Genomic DNA, 15698 nt, shown 5'->3' with positions numbered 1-15698 from the left:
GACCCGTCGAACCGGCCCGAGCTCGATCCGTACGGTCTCGCGGACACCGGGTCGGACCTGTGGCCGCGCAAGGACAACTCCTTCATCCTCCCGCTCGAACTGCGTCCCCGTGACGAGGAGCTCGGCCGGGTGTGGATGCGCGACACCTACGTCAACTGCTTCGTCGTCGACGGCCGTCCGGTCTACGTCGCCACCGGCACCACCCGCGTTCCCGGGCTGGAGGCGGCGGCCCCCTGGAACGACGGCATCTTCGTATGGGTCTCCCGGTCGCTGCGCGGGCCGTGGCGACTCGTCGACACGACCGGCGTACGGCCGAACGCCGAGAAGGGCAAGGTGTGGTCGCCCGAGTTCGTCGGCGAGAACCGGCCCGGACGCACTGTCGTCGCCCAGTGGCAGGAATACTGGCACGACGACCGGTTCGGCAGGCGCGGCCAGGCGTGGGCGCCGGAGGTGCACCACTTCCGCGGCAGGTGGTACATCGTCGCGTGCATGGGCGACCATTCCCGGAAGGTCGGCTCGTTCCTGCTGGTGAGCGAGGGCGGGATCGAAGGACCGTACCGGCTTGTCGAAGGCAACCTCGACAAGCCCTTCGGCGACTCGTTCATCGGCGGACCGAAGTTCATCGAGCCCGGCGCCTACCACCACATCGACGGGAGCCTCTACACCGAGGGCGACGACGCCTGGCTCGTACTGCACAACGACCTGTACGCGAAGTTCCGGGACGACATGGAGGACATCGTCCCGACGACGAACCTCCCGAGGTTCCGGCAGACGCCCTACTCACCGGAGCCGTATCTCGAAGGCGCGTACGTGTTCAAGTACCGGGGCAAGTACTACCTCGTGCACGCCGCGTGGGACCGGACATCGCTGAATCCGGACGGCAGCACTCGCTACGCCTACGACCCTCCGGGCCCCGGCCGCGTGCAGTACCAGTACGACGCGGTCGTCGCCGTCTCGGACACCTTCGAGGGCCCGTACTCCCAGCGGTGGACCGCGGGTGTGGGCGCCGGGCACAACAACTTCTTCGTGGACGGGAGCGGCCGTCTGTGGGCGACGTTCTTCCGCAACCCGAACGTGGGCCACTGGTCGGACCCCGCCCGCCTCGCCGACGCGGCCGTGCCCGGGGTCGTACGGCTGGAGTGGACGGGGCCGCAGGGCAACCGGCTGTACGTCCGACGCCGCGACCGGGGTCACGGCACGGTCGGTGACTGACGTCCCGAAACCGCCCGTACGTGGCGGCGGGCCCCCGGAGGGGGCAGGACGGTCCGGCCGTCGGCTGAGCAGCTCAGCCGACGGCGGGGACGCGGGCCACCCGGAAGCCGAGGTTGCCGGTGGTGCTGTCCGGGGTGTTCGCGGTGCGGGCCGCGACGCGGTAGCGGTTGCAGTAGGAGTCATGGCACAGATAGGAGCCGCCACGCATCACCCGCAGCCCCGGCTCCTTCGGGTGCCAGGTGTCCGCCGTCCACTCCCACACGTTGCCCGAGACGTTGAACAGCCCGAAGCCGTTGGGCGGGTAGGCGTGCACCGGAGCGGTTCCGGCGTAGCCGTCCTCGGCGGTGTTCCTGGCCGGGAAGGCGCCCTGCCAGATGTTGCAGTGGTGCACCCCGTGGGGGGTGAGGTCGTCACCCCACGGGTAGCGGGCCTGGTCGAGCCCGCCACGGGCCGCGTACTCCCATTCCTCCTCGGTCGGCAGCCGCCCGCCGTCCCAGGCGCAGAAGGCGCACGCGTCCGCCCAGCTGACGTGGGTGACCGGATGGTCCCAGCGGCCGGCCAGCCCGCTGCCGGGGCCCTCCGGGGCGTCCCAGCGGGCCCCTTCCACACCGCACCACCACGGGGTGGCGTCCGGGCGCGGGGAGATCTTGCGCAGCCGCCCGGGAAGGAACTTCGCGAAGACGTAGCTCCAGCCGGAGCGCTCGGCGTCGGTGCGGTGGCCGGTCGCCGCGACGAAGGCGGCGAAGCGTGCGTTGGTGACGGCGTAGGCGTCCATGGTGAACGGCGCCACGGTGACCCGGCGTACGGGCCCCTCACCGTCGCCGGGGTTCACATCGGTGTCCTCGCTGCCCATCCGGAACGTGCCACCGGACAGTTCGATCCGCGTCCGGTACTCCTCGGCCGCTCCGTCGGGCGGTCCGGTCGTGGCCGCAGCCGTGGGGGCCACGTACGCGGCCGGCCGGCGGGCGGGAGCGCAGCAGCCGCGCGGCCCGGTCCCGGAGTCCGACGGGGTCACGCGCCCCCCTCCTCCCCCGCCCCGCCGGGCGCGGGTGCCGTGTCCGGCTCGCTCTCGAAGGCCGAGAGGGTGGTGTCGTAGTCGGTCTCCACGTCGTACATCGGCGACATCCAGTGGAAGAAGTTGTCACCCCGCTCGCGCAGCAGATCGTAGAGCGTACGGGTCAACTCGGCACGTACGTCGCGCAGTTCCGGGTGGTCGTAGCGGTTGTGCAGCTCGTCGGGGTCGGTGTGCAGATCGTAGAGCTCGTTGCGGGACTCGGGGTTGACCACCAGCTTGTAGCGGCGGGTGCGCAGCATGCGCTGGGGGTAGGGGAAGTGGTGGCCGTGGAACTCCGCGAGATGGTGCGGGGCCCACTCGGGCCGCTCGCCCGCGGCCAGCGGCAGCAGGCTACGGCTGTCCACGGCCGGTTCGGTGTCGCTGCCCGCCAGGTCGAGGATGGTGGCGGTGCAGTCGGTGAGCGAGACGAACTCGTCACGGACCTGGCCGCGCGGCGCGCCGGGGACCTTCAGGAGGCCGGGTATCCGGTAGATGTCCTCGTACATCGCCGGGCCCTTGTCGTGCAGCCGGTGGGCGCCGGTGAACTCACCGTGGTCGGCCGTGAAGAACACCGCGGTGTGCTCCTCCAGCCCCAGTTCGCGGACCGCGTCCAGGATGCGTCCGATCTGCTCGTCGATGAGGGTCACATAGCCCCAGTAGACGGCGATCAGTTTGCGGCTCTCCTCCAGCGGCATCGTGTCGAACGCCCACAGCCTGCTGTAGTTGCTCTGTACCGGGGGCTTCGCCGCGAAGGTCTCGCTCACCGAGGCGGGCAGCTCGACCAGCGCGGGGTCGTACATGTCGTAGTACGCGTCCGGGAGGATGTAGGGCAGGTGCGGGCCGAAGAAGTGGGTGGCCAGGAAGAACGGCCGGTCTCCAGCCGGGCCTGCCCCCGCCCGTCCCGCTCCGGGCGCCGCGCCCACTCCGTCCGCCACCCAGCGGCGCAGCATCTCGATGGTGCGGGTGGCGAGGTAGTGCTCGAAGGTCGCCTCGACGGGCTGGCGCAGCCGGGCGGCGAGGAGGTTGCCGGGGCTGCCGTTGGGAGTGGTGCCGCGGACGGGGTCGGTGATGCGGTACGGGGGAAGGCCGTTCTCCTCCAGGTGGGCGAGGTAGTCCGGGTGGTCCACGGGGTTGTGCCAGCCCGCGAGGTCCGGGCCCTCGAAGCCGTAGTCCGCGGCGGTCCGGCGCACTCCCCCGTGCCATTTGCCCAGCAGGCCCAGCCGGTAACCCTCGGCACGCAGTTGGCCGGCGAAGGTGAACTGGTCGTCGGCGAGGTCTTCCAGATAGCCGACGTTGCGTTCGTAGTTGGCCAGCAGCTTGTGACGGAAGGGCGCGGCGCCCGTGAGCAGGCTGGCACGTGCCGGGGTGCAGATCGCGGTGGGGGTGTAGCAGTTGTCGAACCGGGTGCCTTCGGCCGCGAGCCGGTCCAGGTTCGGGGTGCGGACATGGGGGTTGCCGTAGGCACCGAGGGTGTCCACCCGGTGCTGGTCGGTCATGAGGAAGAGCATGTTCGGTCGGCCTGACGCCGGCGGGAGCGGCCCGGGGCGGGCGGCGGGCCGCTCCGGGCCAGCGCCACGCGAGGCATGCTCCGGCCCCCTGAAGATTTATGTCAATACTGCGCACATAAATCGGGGCCGGCTCGGAATCTCTTTGTTCCGACTCATTGACGAAAAACTGTGGCGCTCACCATGCTGTGCGGCATGCAGGCACACGACGGCCCCCTGACGCGGCTGCGCAAGAGTCATGAGCAGTCCGTTCTGGATCTCCTCCGCAAGCACGGCCCGCTCAGCCGGGCCGAGTTGGGCACCCACAGCGGCCTGTCCCGCACCACCCTCTACGACATCGTCGCGGGCCTGGTGGAGGGCGGCGCCGTGGTCGCCTCCACCCCGCCGGCGGAGGTGCGCAGGCGCGGCCGGCCGGTCGAGAAGCTCAGCCTCAATCCGGACGCCGGAGAGGCGATCGGCATCGACTTCGCCCGCCGCGCCGTCCACGTCTCGGCCGTCAACGTGGCCCACGAGATGATCGGTTCCGCCAGCGAGGCGCACGCGGCCGATCTCACCTGGGCCCAGCGCGCCGACATCGCCGAACGTCTCCTCGGCACGCTCGGCGGCTCGGGCCGGGCCGGATCGGCCCGGAACGGGCCGGCCGAGGGCCCACGACCCGGTACGCTCCGGCTCGGCTCGCTCAGCGCCATCGGGGTCGGCGTGGTCGGACCGATCACCGATCCCGGCGGTGCGGAAGCCCACGCGCTCAGCATCGACGGCCTGCCCGGCCTGCTCCGCGAACGGTTCGGCGTCCCGGTGCTGCTCGACAACAACACCCGACTCGCGGCACTGGCCGAAGCCGTATGGGGTGCGGCCTCCGACGGCGGCGACGTGTTGTATCTGCGGCTGTCCCACGGGGTGGGCGGCGGACTGGTCGTCGGCGGTTCCCTGCACCGCGGAATGTACGGGATGTCGGGCGAGTTCGGGCACATCACCGTCGACCCGCAGGGCGCACCGTGCGAATGCGGCGGCACCGGCTGCCTGGAGACCGTCGCCTCACTCGACGCCGTCGTGCACCGCTACCGCTCGGCCGGTGGCCGGGCCGAGGACATCGCCGCCTTCCTGTCCGCCGCCGCGTCCGGGGACCGGATCGCGCACGCAGTGCTGGAACAGGTCGGCACCGACATCGGCACGGTACTGGCGGCCGTGTCCAACGCGGTCGGTCCGGGCGTCATCGTCGTCGGCGGTGAACTGGCCCAGGCCGGTGCGGCGCTGATCGAGCCCGTCGAGCGGGCCCTGCGCACCCATGTGATGCCGATGGTCCGCGACCGGGTGCGCGTACGGCGCGCCACCCTCGGCGAAGCCGGCAGCGCCCTGGGCGGCATCGCCCTCGTCCTGCACGAATCCCCTCTGCTCTCCCGCTATCCGCAGCCCGTCACCGAGGAGCTCGCGTGAACCCAGTGAGGCACCCATGGCCGTGATCGTCCCTCCCGAGAAGACCGCCGTGGCCCAGGCCCCACGGCGCACCGCGCGCCGCTCCCGGCACCGACCGCTCGCCCTCAACGTCCTCGCGCTGGTGGCCGGCGTCCTCGGCTGGGCGGTCGTGGCGGCGCTGGAGCTGGTGGAGAACCTTCCCACGCCGCTCGCCGTGGCGCAGCAGGCCGGTGACATGGTCGCCGACGGCACACTGATGACCGACACGCTCGCCAGCCTGCGTCGGGTCTTCCTCGGCTACGCCCTCGGTGTGGTCGTCGCCGTACCCGTGGGCTTTCTGATGGGCTGGTATCCGACGGTGCGCGCCGTGGTCGAGCCCTACATCCAGTTCTTCCGCACCATCCCACCGCTCGCGCTCATCCCGCTGACGGTGGTGCTGCTCGGGATCGGCGAGGTACCGAAGATCGCGGTCATCTACCTCGCCTCGTTCATGGCCTGCGTCGTCTCCTCCTTCCAGGGTGTCGTCGATGTGGACCGCACCCTCATCAACGCGGCGCGGGTGCTGGGCGCCTCGGACCGGGTCATCTTCGCCAAGGTGGTCGTCCCGGCATCCACACCGTTCATCCTCGTCGGGATGCGCATCGGACTCGGCGCCTCCTGGGCAACCGTGGTCGCGGCCGAACTGATCGGCGCCCAGGAAGGACTGGGCTACCGGATGCAGAAGGCGTCCACCTGGTTCGAGATGGACACGATCTTCGTATCCCTCATCACCATCGGCGTGCTCGGGCTGCTCATGGACCGGCTGCTGCTGCTCGCCGAACGACGGCTCACCGGCTGGCAGGAGCGACGATGAACAGCAGGATCAGCTTCCAGGACGTGGTGAAGACCTTCCCGCTGAAGGGGGCCGAGTTCACCGCCCTGGACGGGGTGTCCCTGGACATCGCCGACCAGGAGTTCGTCACCGTCGTCGGCCCCTCGGGGTGTGGCAAGAGCACCCTGATGAGCATGGCCGCCGGCCTCCAGGAGCCCAGCTCGGGCCGGGTGCTGGTGGACGGCAGACCGGTGACCGGGCCCGGTCCCGACCGCGGTGTCATCTTCCAGCAGTACGCGCTCTTCCCATGGCTGACGGTGCGCCAGAACGTGGAGTTCGGTCTCAAACTGGCCGCCGTCCCCGCCCAGGAGCGGCGCCGCCGGGCCGCCGAGGCCATCACGCTGGTGGGGCTGGACGACTTCGCGGACGCACTGCCCAAGACCCTCTCGGGCGGTATGAAACAGCGCTGCGCCATTGCCCGCGCCTACGCGGTGGACCCGCAGGTCCTGCTCATGGACGAGCCGTTCGGTGCGCTGGACGCCCTCACCCGGGTGCAGCTGCAGGATCAGCTGCTGGCGACCTGGAGCCGCGAGAAGCGCACCGTACTGTTCATCACCCACGACGTCGACGAGGCGGTCTATCTGGCCAGCCGGGTGGTGGTCATGGCCGCCCGGCCCGGCCGTATCCACCGGGTCGTCGATGTGGACCTGCCCTATCCCCGCACCGAGGAGATCCGGCTCTCCGCGGATTTCCGGCAGATCCGCAACGCGGTGTGGACCTCCGTCTACCACCAGGAGTCCGCCGCTCCGGCCGCCTGAGCACACCGCTGGGCGCCGAGCACCTTCCGTACCCGTTCGGCACGCGGTTCCGGGCGCCCTACGGGGCCGCATCTGCCCCCTTCCCCCTCCGCCTCCCCGTAAGGACACCTTCACCATGCCCAAAAGGCCCATCCGCCGCACTCTGTCGACGCTCTTGTCCGTCACGGCCCTGACCCTCGCCATGAACGGGTGCTCCACCGGGGCTTCGCAGGACGACGACACGGTCGACTTCGGCTACATAGGCGACTACAACGGCGCCAGCCTGCTGGCCATCGCCGAGAAGCGGGGGCTGTGGAAGAAGCAGGGCCTCACCGCCAGAACGAAGGTGTTCAACAACGGACCGGTGCAGATCCAGGCGCTCGGTTCCGGCGACCTCGACTACGGCTACATCGGTCCCGGCGCGATGTGGCTGCCCGCCTCCGGCAAGGCGAAGGTCATCTCGATCAACACCTTCACCTATGCGGACCGCGTCATCGCTCAGCCCGGCATCAAGACGATGAAGGACCTCAAGGGCAAGCGGGTCGGCGTGCCCGAGGGCACGTCCGGCGACATGATCCTCAACATCGCACTGGAGAAAGCCGGGATGACCACGAAGGACATCCAGAAGATCGCCATGGACCCGTCCACCGTCGTCTCCTCCTTCACCTCCGGAAAGATCGACGGCGCCGGCATCTTCTACCCCTCCATCGACACGATCAAGAAGAAGGTGCCGAAGCTGGAGGAGGTGGCCAGCACGAAGGAGACCGGGGACACCTTCCCCACCGCTTTCGTCGCCGGCAACAAGGTGCCGGAGAAGAAGAACACCAAGGTGATCAAGGTGCTGCAGCAGGCCAACGACTGGCGCAAGAAGCACCCCGAGGAGTCCATCGCCCTCACGGCCAAGATGCTGCACGTCAGCGAGGCGCAGGCGAAGTCCGACGCCTCGCACGTCGAGACCCTCTCCACCGACGAGCTGGTGGCCAGGACCGAGAGCGGCGAGATGGACCGCCGGCTGAAGAAGCTGGGGGAGTTCTTCCTCCGCAACGAGCAGTTGGAGAAGAACCCCGACCCGGCCGACTACTACACCGGCGCCCTCTACCGGAAGGTGCACTCCCAGTAGTCCGCCGGTGCGGGTCCGCCGCCCTCGGTGTCCCTGGCCCGGACAGTTCGGACAGCCTCTGGTGCCGCTCCCGGCCTGCCCGGGTACTGCGGGCTCCGGGCCCGCCCCGGGCTAGGGCGGGAAGGTGACGGGAAGGTGGTCGAGCCGGGTCTCCCACGTGGAGGCGGTGTCCGTGAGCCCGCCGGGGTCGCCGCTCAGGGCGAGGCCGGGAAGGCGGTGGATCAGCACCTCCACGGCCGTCTCGATGATGGCCTGGCCCACGGCCTGCCCCGGGCAGGCGTGGGGGCCGCTGCTGAAGGCCAGATGGGCCTGATTGCCGCGTACCGCGGTGCCGGTGTGCGGACGGATCTCCGGGTCCAGGTTGCCCGCGGCCAGGCCGAGGATGAGCAGGTCCCCGGACCTGACGTGCTGGCCTCCGAGTTCGCAGTCGGCGTTGGCGAAGCGACCGGGGAGCACGGCCAGCGGCGGCGAGTTCCACATCGCCTCTTCGACGATCGCCGTGATGGTCATCTGTCCGCTCACCAGGTCGGAGAGGCGTGACTCGTTGCTGAGGATGGACTGCAGCACCCGCGCCAGCAGGTTGCTGGTGGTGGCGTGGGCCGCGATGAGCACCAGCCGCAGGTGGTTCTGCACCTCGTCGTCGTCCAGGGCGGCCGGGTGCTGGATCAGCCCGGTGGCGAAGTCGGGGCCGGGTTCGGCACGTTTGTGGGCCGTGAGGTCGGCGAGCACCCGTGCGATGCGCTCGTTGGCCGAGATCGCTCCTTCCCCGCCCGCCATCATCTCGGCACAGGCCGTCGCCAGATACTTCCCGTCGGACTCCGGCAGCCCGAAGAGCCGCGTCAGGACGAGCATCGGCAGATACTCGGCGTACTGGAGGACCAGGTCGGCCTGTCCGGTGTCCGCGAAGGCGTCGATCTGCTTGTTGGCGAAGTGGACGACGTGGCGGCGTATCCCGCGGTTGGCGACCGTCTCCATGCTCTCGGTCACCGCCCCGCGCAGCCGCTGATGCGGCTCCCCGTCCTGCGAGAGGCAGTCGGGGCGCCACCCCAGCATCGGGATGAGCGGCGAGGTCTCCTCGACCCGCCCCTCCTCCCAGTCCCGCCATTTGCGCGAATCCCGACTGAACTGACCGGGGTTGTCCAGCACCCGCCGGTTCTCCCGGTAGCCGAGTACGAGCCAGGCGGGCACGTCGCCCTCCAGCAGGACGGGCGCCACCGGCCCGTACTGCTTGCGCAGCCGGGAGTAGGTCCCGTACGGATCGGCCGTGGACTCGGCCGCGTACAGCCTCGTGGTGGCGCCGGTGTGCCGTGCGGGGCAGCCCACGGGCGGGGTCGGCGCGTCAAGGTGCGGACTGTCGGAGGGCTGGACGTTCATCGCGGCTCCAATGCGGCAACAGACCGTTCCTTGATGTGGCGGATGAGCGCGATCAGCACATCGCGGCTCGACGCCCGGTCGCGTGCGTCGCAGGTGACGATCGGTGTCTGCGGGGAGATGGCCAGGGCCTCCCGTACCTCCTCGACCGGGTGGTTGTGGGCATCGGGGAAGAGGTTGAGGGCGATGACGAACGGCACCTCCAGCCGCTCCATCTCCTCGATGGCGCGGAAGCTGGACTCCAGCCGCCGGGTGTCCACCAGGACGACCGCGCCGAGGGCGCCCTTGAACAGGCCGTTCCACAGGAACCAGAACCGCTCCTGCCCCGGCGTGCCGAACAGGTACAGCACCAGTTGCTCGTTGAGGCTGATCCGACCGAAGTCGAGACTGACAGTGGTGCTCTTCTTGTCCGCCACGCCGACCAGATCGTCGACGCCGACAGTGGCCTGTGTGAGGGTCTCCTCGGTGGTGAGCGGCACGATCTCGCTGACCGAACCGACCATCGTCGTCTTCCCCGTGCCGAAACCGCCGGCGACCATCACTTTGACCGACCGGCTTCCCGCGTGCAGCGCTTCCGCCCGTTGCGGAAACGCCGGCCGGTCAAAGCCGTTGAAGTCCACTGAGTACCTCCTCGAGAAGCGCGAGGTCGGGTCCGTGGTCGCCCGTACCTGCAATGGGATCACGGGCTTCCACACGGCCTGTGTTCAGCAGGTCGGCCACCAGTACCGAGAGGATGTTGAAAGGCAGCCCGAGGTGTGCGCCGAGTTCGGCCACCGACAACGGGTCGCGGCACCACCGGAGGATGGCGTCGTGCTCGGGCTGGGTTCCCGGTTCCGGTGTGGAGTGGGCGACGATCAGAGTGGCCACATCGAGGGTCGACGCGTCCGCCGTGGGCGCGCTGCGGCCTTGGGTGAGTATGTAGTAGCGCTCCAGCCCGGGCAGGCCCGAGCCTGCTTGCGGCTCGGTCATCCAGACTGCTCCTGGCGCGGGACGGTGCCGAGGAGGTCACCCATCCTGCGGGCGCAGTCCCTCATCTGGTGCCCCAGCAGTCCCTGGTCGAGCCCCTTCCTGGCCAGCACGCCCAGGTACGTCTCGTTGCCGGCGCGTACGACGAACAGATGGCCGCCGTCGACCTCGATCCCGGCGAGCCGCAGCTGGCCCTTCTCCTTCGGGAATTGCTCGGCGACGGGCTGGGCCAGTGACTGCAGGCCGGCGACGATGGCGGCGAACCGGTCGGCGTCGTCGGTCTCCGCGCCGTACGAGGTGATGGCCTTCCCGTCCGAGGAGGCCACCAGGGCGAAGCGGATCTCCGGGATGCTCTCGGCCAGGTCGCGGAGCGCCCAGCTCAGGTCGGTCTGGTGCTGCGTCATGTGGCTAGTCACTCTCTTGTTGCTCGTCGGGGCGGTCGTTCTTGTCGGGCCCGTTCGTCGGGCCGCTGCCGGACACGAAGGCGGCCAGGCCGGCGAACGACTCCTCCGGCGGCACGCCCCCGGTGTCCCCCGTCGCGGCGCGTGTGCCGTGGCCCGGAACCGGCGCATCCGTGAACTGCTTGCTCCGCTTGGGCAGCCCGCCGGGTGTGGTGGCGCCCGTGACCAGCTCCTCGTCCGGGCTGTCCGAGCGGTTCCGGCCGGCTGTACCCGCCGGGCCCTCCGGGGCGGCGGGGCCGACCGTGACGGGCTCGGGTGGGGTCCTGACGGGTTCGGGGCGCGGACGGGGCATGGGAGCCCGGGTCAGGGCCGACTCGGAGTACGGGCGCTTGTCGAGGGGCTTGAAGTACTTGTGGGGCACCACGACGACCACTGCGGTGCCCAGCCACGGCGAGTCGTCGAAGGTGACGGTGATGCCGTACTTGCGGGCGAGGTTGCCCACGACGCGCAGGCCGAGCTGCGCGTCCTCGGCCAGCCCACCCGGTCCCGAGCCGACCGCCACACCGTTCAGCAGCCGCAGCGCCTGGCGCCGCTTCTCGGCCCTGAGCCCGGTGCCCGCGTCCTGGATCTGGATGCCCAGCCCGTTGGGTACCTCCCGGCCGGAGACGATCACCGGCTCCGACGGGGGCGAGTACCGCGCCGCGTTGTCCATCAGGTGGGCGAAGATCAGCGTGAGATGGTCGACCAGGTTGCCGTCCACGCCCAGTTCGGGAAGCCGGCGCAGCTGTACGCGCTTGTACTCCTTGATGCGCGCCATGCCGCCGCGTACCACGCTGAGCAGCGGCTGGTGGCTCTGCCACTGCCTGCCCGGCCGGTCGGCCCCGCCCAGCACGACGATGCTGGCGGCCAGACAGTCGGCCGGGCCGATCTCCTGGTCCAGCTGCATCAGGTCCCGGGCGACCGCCGGCAGGCTGTAGTGCACACCCTGCATCTCGTGCAGTTGCGCGCGGATCTTGCTCGTGTAGACCTGCATCCGGCTGCCGATGCTGACCACCGACTGCCGGGCCGAGGTGCTGCGGTCGAACTCCTCCTCGATGGCCATCATGGCCGAGCGCAGGAGCTTCCGGAGCGTGCTTTTGAACTCCTCCGGCACGTCCGGGTCCTGGGCGAGCGGGCGCAGCACGTCGTCCATCGCCTCGCCCTGGCGCAGTTCGTCGACCGCCCTGGGCAGGAACTCGTCCGCCACTCGTACCAGCGGGGCCTTGTGCAGCTCGGTCAGCTGGGAGAGGCGCGCGTTCAGTTCGGAGACCTCTGAGGCGTGCTTCTGCCCCAGGGACGCCAGCCACTGCTGCGCCTGCTCCCTGTCCCGCGTCGCCTGCGCCTGGTGGTCAGCGGCGGCCTTGCGGGCCCGCCTCACTGAGCTCAGCAGGCGCTCGACGCAGACGGCGGTGGCGGCCGTGGCCACCGCGCCGACCAGGAGAACGGTCGTCAGGTCTCGGGCCGATCCCACGGCCGTCACCACGGCAGTGGCCGCACATATCGCTACGGGCAGTGACCACCACGCGTACCAGGCGGCGGGCAGCCGGGTTGCGGGTGGGTTCGTGGCAAGTTCCATCTGGATCCTCAACCGATTTGCTCATGCGGGCGGGTCGGAAACGCACTCGTCGTACAGCCTGTGCCGTACGGGAGGCGGCACTCACCGAATGACCTGCTGATCGTCCCGGTTCCTTCTCTTCGGAGGTACGAAGTGGTGGCGGCAGGCCACGGTTCCCCGCGAGTGCGTCAACTCGCCGGGAGTCGGGGAGCATAGCGAGAAGAAGGGGCGCCCCGCAGGAGATGCCGTGTTCTGCCATACGCATCGGATTCACGTTCGAGTGCGGCGTGTGGCCGATTTCCCTCACCTTCGTGGTGCACGACGCAAAGAAATACCTGGCAGGGCTCCGAAGGGACTGCTTCCGGCGTATACGGCAGGGCGCGGACGCGGGTGCGTTCAGCGCACTTGTCGGATCACCAACCTTTCGAGTCGGTCGTTTCACTGACGTGTTGCGCCCTTTTTTGATCAGTCACTTGAATGAGCGCCTCTCGACCGCCCGTCCCGGATGCATCCGCCGATTGTGGGGAGACTGACCCCTAGCATCGGCACCACTCCCCCATCGCGGCCCGCGTGCCCGGCTGCCGGACACGACCTCGCGAATGGCGGGGTGACAGCCGCTGCTACCCGTTCGACCTGGGCCGACGCCCCTCGGCCAACGGGTTCGGCACACCGCGCCCCGGCTCGACGAGGAGCGCGCGGCGCCACAGTACGCCGCACCGCACCGCGCATGACCGGCATGCACGCAGCACCGACGTGGGCGTTCCCACGAGCAGGAGGACTCACCGATGGGACGAAGCGGAACCAGCGATGAACTGGCAATCATGGTCAGGGAATCTGTCATTAGTTGCACGGAAGATTACAAGCGCCGCGAAGAAGCCGGCGTCGCACGCCGGAACAGCGCTGCGCGCCGTGAAGTGCGGCGCGGCGGCAACGCGATATTTCCCGTGGAAGGGGCTCTGGTCCGCGCCCCCAGGAATTTCAGCGCTCCCGACGAGCACGGCACGGCGCGCCTGCGCAGGCTGGACGAGTGCCTCGCCGTCATAAACAACGCGTTTCCCGGCGTCGAGACCGGCATCAGTCTGTGCCGGCTCACATGTGCGTTACTGGAAGGGGTCTGGCGAGAGCGGGCGGAGAGCAGCGAGATCGCCGTCTACGACGATTCGTGCGCCTGTACGCTCTGTGCGCACCTGCCCAAGCCACTCACCCGCGCGCTGGACGACTACGACTGGCGCAGGAGCGACGGGCGCCCCCTCCGGATCAAGACATGGCCCTACCGAAAGGAACTGGACAGCGTACTGACCGGCGGCTGGGTATGGACCAGGAAGATGAACGATTCGGACCGGGATCTCGGGCTCAGGTTCCGGCACGAGGACGACATCCTGGTCCTCCACGAGTACAAGCGCGTCCAGTCGGCGATCGACGTGGCCGACACCGTCCGGGCGGTCGAGCAGCGCCTGGCCGAGGACTGCACGACCAACGGCGCGCGGGCCCTGATATGCGGGCTCTACGCGGCCTACAAGCGCTCCGTCGACGAGTACTGGCTCAAGCGGCATGTGTCGGGCACCGCCACGCTCCCCCAGTCCACGCCGCTCGACAAGTCGGCCTACACCCTGCTCCAGCTCATGGACTGCCTGTTCTGGCACGTCTCCCCGGACAGCGAGCTCTGGCAGGAGGAGCACCTCGCCTCGCTGGTCCTGTGCCGGGTGCTCAACGACATGACCGATGCCCGCGCGGACGCGGTCACCGGCGAGGCCAGCAACTTCTGGCTGAGTGCCATGTCCACGCACGACAAGGCGCTGTACGGGGCGTGCGTCGTCGCGCTCATCAAATACGGGTGCATGCCGGAGGCACACGGCCTGCTGTGGAACACCTGGCTGATGGGCACCACCATCGTCTGGGAAGGGCTGACCGGGCGGCACGCCCTGTGGTTCGACGGGATCACCAACGGGCTGCCGACGGTGGACGGCTGCCCGCTGTGCGGCATCGAACCCAACGCCTGCACGGGTCTGCTCACCGACGGTGTCGCGCTGCGCGTCGGCGGGACGCCCGCGGTGGATGTGCTGGGCGAACGGGCGGCCCTGCTCTCGGCACGCTGCCGCGCGAAACACCCGCAGGCGTGGCGGCTGTTCGACAGCGAGCTGGCCGCCTTCGAGGCCCTGCACGGGGAATGGCGCGGTGACGTCGACACCGCCTGGGAGATACTGCGCCGCACCTATATAGCCGCCGTCCTCGCCTCCCTGGCGGGCGGCGAGGGCGCCCGCGACGTCCAGACCGACTCGGGGGACGTCGGCGCGGCCCTGTTCCACGCACTGCACCGGCCCCCGACCTGGAAGGAGGACACGGCCCTGCTCGCCTACATGTTCGGCTGCGCGCATCCGCACTTCCTGTGGAACGCCCAGGGCTTCGCAGCCACCGCGGTCGGCGGGGACTGGCTGGACGGTTGAACGGACCGGGCGGCCGAACGGACCGGGCGGCTGCCTTGCCCGGGCAGGGCGTCGACGGTTCGGCCGTACACCCCGGCCCCGCGCCCGCCCCAGCCACGGCGCACCTCCCCCGGCGACGGCACGAGGCCCTGTCCATGAGGGACAGGGCCTCGCCCGCACCCGCACCCGCACCCGCACCCGCACGGCTTGCGCACGGGTCATCCGTCCGAGTACCGGTTCACTGGTCGGAGTAGCTGAGATCCCCCATCGTCCAGGCGCTCACGTCCTTGATGGCGATCCGGTACATCCCACCCGTCTCGGGGATGCCCACCGGCCCCTGCAGGATTCTGGCGACGTGGAAGTGCAGGTAGGAAGGCTCTCGGGAGTCACGAGCCTCCGTGGCGTCCGGCGCTGCCATGAAGGTGCCGGCGAACGGTCCGAGTCGTTCCGAGTCCCTCAGGACCTCGGCCACTCGCTGCCTCCACAACGTCTCGGGTGCCAGGCGGCCCGTGATGACGGCCCCGTGGACCACGACGGTGAGAGACATCTGATTGGTTTGCTCCGACTCCACCATGGCGGCGATGTCGACGAGCAGCTCGTCAGCATTCGACATGGGTGCTGATGCTATAAGGCCGCGTACCGGGTCCGCGACGGCCGGGGCCCCGACGTTCCGCCGTATGGCCCGTCGGAGCGGTACGCGGCCCCCCAGCTCAGGCCTGCGTCGCGGTTCCCAGCAGCGCCGAAGCCGTCTGCTGAGGTGTGAGGACCGGCGCGGTGGCGGGCTCGTGGCAGGTGAAGCCGAGCCGGGTCAGCGCCCTGCCCACTTCTCCGACGGTGAAGTCGCGGCGGTCCTGCCTGGTGACCACTTCCCCGACCTGCTGGACGGGGTAGGTGCGGCGGCCGATGGTCACGGACGTTCCCGAGGCGGGTTCGGGCTTGACGCCCTTCATCGCCTCCAGCACGTCGCTCTTGAGCAGGTAGAAAGCGGAGTGGGCGATCACGCAGCGCATAGGACCTCAACAGGGTCGAAG

The 15698-nt window shown here is 69.8% G+C and carries 15 protein-coding genes; 6 read left to right on the top strand and 9 right to left on the bottom strand.

Annotated features, from left to right (window positions below; translation table 11 throughout):
- Positions 1–1212 (top strand): family 43 glycosylhydrolase (locus KBY19_RS27570; protein WP_210966928.1); only part of this gene is annotated, 1212 nt, incomplete at its 5' end.
- A 73-nt stretch (positions 1213–1285) separates the two neighbouring features.
- Here KBY19_RS27570 and KBY19_RS27565 read toward each other — a convergent pair.
- Together KBY19_RS27565 and KBY19_RS27560 are read right to left on the bottom strand one after the other, a co-directional pair.
- Positions 1286–2092, bottom strand: a complete 807-nt coding sequence (locus KBY19_RS27565; RefSeq protein ID WP_307843640.1) for a formylglycine-generating enzyme family protein — start codon at positions 2090–2092, stop codon at positions 1286–1288.
- 131 nt (positions 2093–2223) lie between these two features.
- Positions 2224–3774 carry a sulfatase-like hydrolase/transferase gene (locus KBY19_RS27560; protein WP_210966926.1) on the bottom strand — a complete coding sequence of 517 codons (1551 nt, stop codon included), beginning with the start codon at positions 3772–3774 and terminating at the stop codon, positions 2224–2226.
- 180 nt (positions 3775–3954) lie between these two features.
- Between KBY19_RS27560 and KBY19_RS27555 the strand changes: the two genes are divergently transcribed.
- The 4 genes from KBY19_RS27555 to KBY19_RS27540 all read left to right on the top strand — a co-directional run bounded on the left by KBY19_RS27555 (position 3955) and on the right by KBY19_RS27540 (position 7912).
- The gene (locus KBY19_RS27555) at positions 3955–5205 is read left to right on the top strand and encodes an ROK family transcriptional regulator (RefSeq protein ID WP_210966930.1); all 1251 of its coding nucleotides are present in this window, start codon (positions 3955–3957) and stop codon (positions 5203–5205) included.
- 16 nt (positions 5206–5221) lie between these two features.
- Positions 5222–6037 (top strand): ABC transporter permease, encoded by an 816-nt coding sequence (locus KBY19_RS27550; RefSeq protein WP_099885916.1) that lies wholly within the window; start codon positions 5222–5224, stop codon positions 6035–6037.
- Entirely contained in the window at positions 6034–6813 is a 780-nt protein-coding gene (locus KBY19_RS27545; RefSeq protein ID WP_210966925.1) for an ABC transporter ATP-binding protein, read from the top strand. Before KBY19_RS27550 ends, KBY19_RS27545 begins: the two co-directional genes overlap by 4 nt.
- Positions 6814–6928: 115 nt before the next feature.
- Complete coding sequence (locus KBY19_RS27540; protein WP_099885914.1) at positions 6929–7912, top strand: aliphatic sulfonate ABC transporter substrate-binding protein; 984 nt, start codon at positions 6929–6931, stop codon at positions 7910–7912.
- Between the two features lie 111 nt (positions 7913–8023).
- On the opposite strand, the gene KBY19_RS27535 is transcribed toward KBY19_RS27540, so the two are convergent.
- The 5 genes from KBY19_RS27535 to KBY19_RS27515 are packed head-to-tail and all read right to left on the bottom strand — an operon-like array spanning position 8024 to position 12265.
- Positions 8024–9286, bottom strand: a complete 1263-nt coding sequence (locus KBY19_RS27535) for a cytochrome P450 (protein ID WP_185019080.1) — start codon at positions 9284–9286, stop codon at positions 8024–8026.
- Positions 9283–9903 (bottom strand): ATP/GTP-binding protein, encoded by a 621-nt coding sequence (locus KBY19_RS27530; RefSeq protein WP_307842358.1) that lies wholly within the window; start codon positions 9901–9903, stop codon positions 9283–9285. The genes KBY19_RS27535 and KBY19_RS27530 overlap by 4 nt, the downstream gene beginning before the upstream one ends.
- Entirely contained in the window at positions 9884–10252 is a 369-nt protein-coding gene (locus tag KBY19_RS27525; RefSeq protein ID WP_099885912.1) for a DUF742 domain-containing protein, read from the bottom strand. The genes KBY19_RS27530 and KBY19_RS27525 overlap by 20 nt, the downstream gene beginning before the upstream one ends.
- Positions 10249–10653: a roadblock/LC7 domain-containing protein gene (locus tag KBY19_RS27520; RefSeq protein WP_099885911.1), complete on the bottom strand. Its 405-nt coding sequence runs from the start codon at positions 10651–10653 to the stop codon at positions 10249–10251. Before KBY19_RS27520 ends, KBY19_RS27525 begins: the two co-directional genes overlap by 4 nt.
- 4 nt (positions 10654–10657) lie before the next feature.
- A complete protein-coding gene (locus tag KBY19_RS27515; RefSeq protein ID WP_210966924.1) occupies positions 10658–12265 on the bottom strand; it encodes an ATP-binding protein in 1608 nt (535 codons plus the stop codon).
- A gap of 923 nt (positions 12266–13188) precedes the next feature.
- On the opposite strand from KBY19_RS27515, the gene KBY19_RS27510 reads away from it, so the two are divergent.
- Entirely contained in the window at positions 13189–14688 is a 1500-nt protein-coding gene (locus KBY19_RS27510) for a hypothetical protein (RefSeq protein WP_307843639.1), read from the top strand.
- 217 nt (positions 14689–14905) lie between these two features.
- Here the strand turns inward: KBY19_RS27510 and KBY19_RS27505 are convergent, their stop codons facing one another.
- Positions 14906–15280, bottom strand: a complete 375-nt coding sequence (locus tag KBY19_RS27505) for a hypothetical protein (protein ID WP_099885909.1) — start codon at positions 15278–15280, stop codon at positions 14906–14908.
- Positions 15281–15377: 97 nt separating this feature from the next.
- Positions 15378–15677 carry an SCO5918 family protein gene (locus tag KBY19_RS27500; RefSeq protein ID WP_099885908.1) on the bottom strand — a complete coding sequence of 100 codons (300 nt, stop codon included), beginning with the start codon at positions 15675–15677 and terminating at the stop codon, positions 15378–15380.
- Between the last annotated feature and the right edge of the window lie 21 nt (positions 15678–15698).

Source organism: Streptomyces sp. B15, assembly GCF_018070605.1.
In the GTDB taxonomy this organism is placed as follows: domain Bacteria; phylum Actinomycetota; class Actinomycetes; order Streptomycetales; family Streptomycetaceae; genus Streptomyces; species Streptomyces smyrnaeus.
Note: the sequence above shows the minus strand (reverse complement) of the source record. Positions and strands in the feature narration are given on the sequence as shown.

Bases quoted from the DNA above. Each gene is read 5' to 3' on its own strand.
- KBY19_RS27560 (WP_210966926.1), bottom strand. From the start codon at position 3,774: ATGCTCTTCCTCATGACCGACCAGCACCGGGTGGACACCCTCGGTGCC.
- KBY19_RS27555 (WP_210966930.1), top strand. From the start codon at position 3,955: ATGCTGTGCGGCATGCAGGCACACGACGGCCCCCTGACGCGGCTGCGC.
- KBY19_RS27550 (WP_099885916.1), top strand. From the start codon at position 5,222: ATGGCCGTGATCGTCCCTCCCGAGAAGACCGCCGTGGCCCAGGCCCCA.
- KBY19_RS27545 (WP_210966925.1), top strand. From the start codon at position 6,034: ATGAACAGCAGGATCAGCTTCCAGGACGTGGTGAAGACCTTCCCGCTG.
- KBY19_RS27540 (WP_099885914.1), top strand. From the start codon at position 6,929: ATGCCCAAAAGGCCCATCCGCCGCACTCTGTCGACGCTCTTGTCCGTC.
- KBY19_RS27535 (WP_185019080.1), bottom strand. From the start codon at position 9,286: ATGAACGTCCAGCCCTCCGACAGTCCGCACCTTGACGCGCCGACCCCG.
- KBY19_RS27525 (WP_099885912.1), bottom strand. From the start codon at position 10,252: ATGACCGAGCCGCAAGCAGGCTCGGGCCTGCCCGGGCTGGAGCGCTAC.
- KBY19_RS27520 (WP_099885911.1), bottom strand. From the start codon at position 10,653: ATGACGCAGCACCAGACCGACCTGAGCTGGGCGCTCCGCGACCTGGCC.
- KBY19_RS27515 (WP_210966924.1), bottom strand. From the start codon at position 12,265: ATGGAACTTGCCACGAACCCACCCGCAACCCGGCTGCCCGCCGCCTGG.
- KBY19_RS27505 (WP_099885909.1), bottom strand. From the start codon at position 15,280: ATGTCGAATGCTGACGAGCTGCTCGTCGACATCGCCGCCATGGTGGAG.
- KBY19_RS27500 (WP_099885908.1), bottom strand. From the start codon at position 15,677: ATGCGCTGCGTGATCGCCCACTCCGCTTTCTACCTGCTCAAGAGCGAC.